Origin of the sequence: Xenorhabdus sp. NBAII XenSa04, from assembly GCF_963866145.1 — a bacterium.
GTDB lineage: Bacteria > Pseudomonadota > Gammaproteobacteria > Enterobacterales > Enterobacteriaceae > Xenorhabdus > Xenorhabdus indica.
The window spans coordinates 1-1,913 of sequence record NZ_CAWMEB010000229.1; the positions used below are offsets into that span (position 1 = coordinate 1).

At 56.4% G+C, this 1,913-nt stretch carries 2 protein-coding genes; both read left to right on the forward strand.

All coding sequences use genetic code 11. The features are described from left to right. The first annotated feature begins 37 nt into the window (after positions 1–37). Positions 38–379, forward strand: a complete 342-nt coding sequence (tnpB, locus tag AAC147_RS09220) for an IS66 family insertion sequence element accessory protein TnpB (protein ID WP_047686404.1) — start codon at positions 38–40, stop codon at positions 377–379. 83 nt (positions 380–462) lie between these two features. Then, positions 463–1,913, forward strand: a 1,451-nt coding sequence (gene tnpC / locus AAC147_RS09225; protein ID WP_047686406.1) for an IS66 family transposase, incomplete at its 3' end; no start/stop codon positions are given.

The following is a 1,913-nucleotide window of genomic DNA, read 5'->3' on the forward strand; positions in this document are numbered from 1 at the left end:
CCCCTGCACAGATCCGCCACTGGGTTGAGGCGCTGCGATGATTCCGGTTGGTAACCTCTATCTGGTCTCCGGCCCGACCGACATGCGAAAATCCATCGACGGGCTGGCGAATGTGGTGGATGCGCTGGGGTTGGATCCGCTCAGTGAAGCCGGATTTATTTTTTGTAACCGTCATCGCGACAAACTCAAGGTCTTGTTCTGGGACACCAACGGCTTCTGGCTCTACTACCGTCGGCTGGAAAAGGGCCGTTTTCAGTGGCCAGCGCCCGTGGCGGACGGCACCGTCCATATTACGCGTCCGCAACTGAACTGGCTGTTATCGGGGCTGACGCTGTCGCCGCCGCGTGTGCATCAGCCGTTACGGGGTTTAAAAATGTGAGCGGTGGCACTGAGCCGCAATTTGGGCTTGCACGATCCCGCTGAGCTGTCACACTCAGGCTTTTCCCCCTGAGAGCCTGAATGATGACTGACCTGCCTGATGATATTGACCAACTGAAAGCGCTGATTTACCAGCTTCAGGCCGATATCCAGAGCAGAGATCGTCAGATCCAGCACCTGCTCGAACAGCTTAATCTCAGTCAGTCGAAGCGCTTTGGTAAGCAGAGCGAAAAAGCCGACAAAGGCACGTTCAATGAAGCGGAACAGCAGGTGAGCCTGCCACAACCCGCGCCGGCGCATCACAAAAAAGGCCGTCAGCCGTTGCCAGCAGGATTAGCGCGGGAAGTGCAGTGCCATACACTGAATGCGCCCGACTGTTGTGGCGAACCGCTGCATGCCTGTGGGACCGAAACGTCAGAAACCCTGAAAATCATCCCGCAGAAAGTCAGCGTCATTCGTCACGAACGCACCAAATACACCTGCCGGCAGTGTGAAAAAACCGAAACGCACAGCAAAATTATCACGGCACCGTTCCCACCCAGCCTGTTACCCCGGACGATCGCCAGCCCGGAGACGCAGGCCGCTATTGTCACAGCTAAATATGTCGATGCGCTGCCGCTGTACCGGCAGGCCGATATTTTAGCGCGCACCGGTATTGAAATTAGCCGCAGTACGCTGGCGAACTGGTGTGTGCAGCTCGGGCGCAAGGTGCATGTGCTGGTTGAGCTGATGCGTGCACATCTGCTCAATGAGCCACTGATTTGTGCGGATGAAACACCGGTGCAGGTGCTCCACGAAGCCGATCGCCCGGCGCAGAGCAAATCTTATATGTGGGTGTATCGCAGTGGCGAATTTGCCACTCATCCGGCGGTGATTTTCGACTACCAGCCAAGCCGCAGCGGGCGTTGTGCCGCTGATTTTTTAGGGGATTATGCCGGTGATCTGCTGACCGGTGGCTATGCGGCTTACGATACGCTGAAATCGGTCAGACATGCCGGGTGTATGGCGCATGTCCGTCGCAAATTTACGGACGCCCAGAAAGCGCAGGCGGGTAAAAAAGCCGGACGGGCTGAGCAGGGGCTGACTTTTATCGCCCGGCTGTATGCCATTGAGCGGGAAGCGCGGTTACTCAGCCCCGATGAACGACGGCGATTACGACAGGAAAAAGCGCCTCCGGTACTGAAAGCCTTCCACGACTGGCTGACCGAAGCGAGTCAGACCGTGTTGCCGAAAAGCGTCATCGGCACGGCGATCACTTATACGCTGAATCAGTGGCCGAAACTGATAATCTATCTGGAAAACGGGCATCTTAGCATTGACAATAATGTCACCGAGCGGGATATCCGCCCGTTCACCACCGGACGCAAGAATTGGCTGTTTTCCACGTCGGCAGACGGAGCCTTTGCCAGTGCGAATCTGTACAGCCTGGTGATAACCTGCCGGGCCAATGACATCAATCCTTATTTTTATTTCCGGCATATTTTTACCGAACTCCCCAGACGCCAATCCGGTGAGCCCCTGCACGACCTGTTGCC

Bases quoted from the DNA above. Each gene is read 5' to 3' on its own strand.
- tnpB (WP_047686404.1), top strand. From the start codon at position 38: ATGATTCCGGTTGGTAACCTCTATCTGGTCTCCGGCCCGACCGACATG.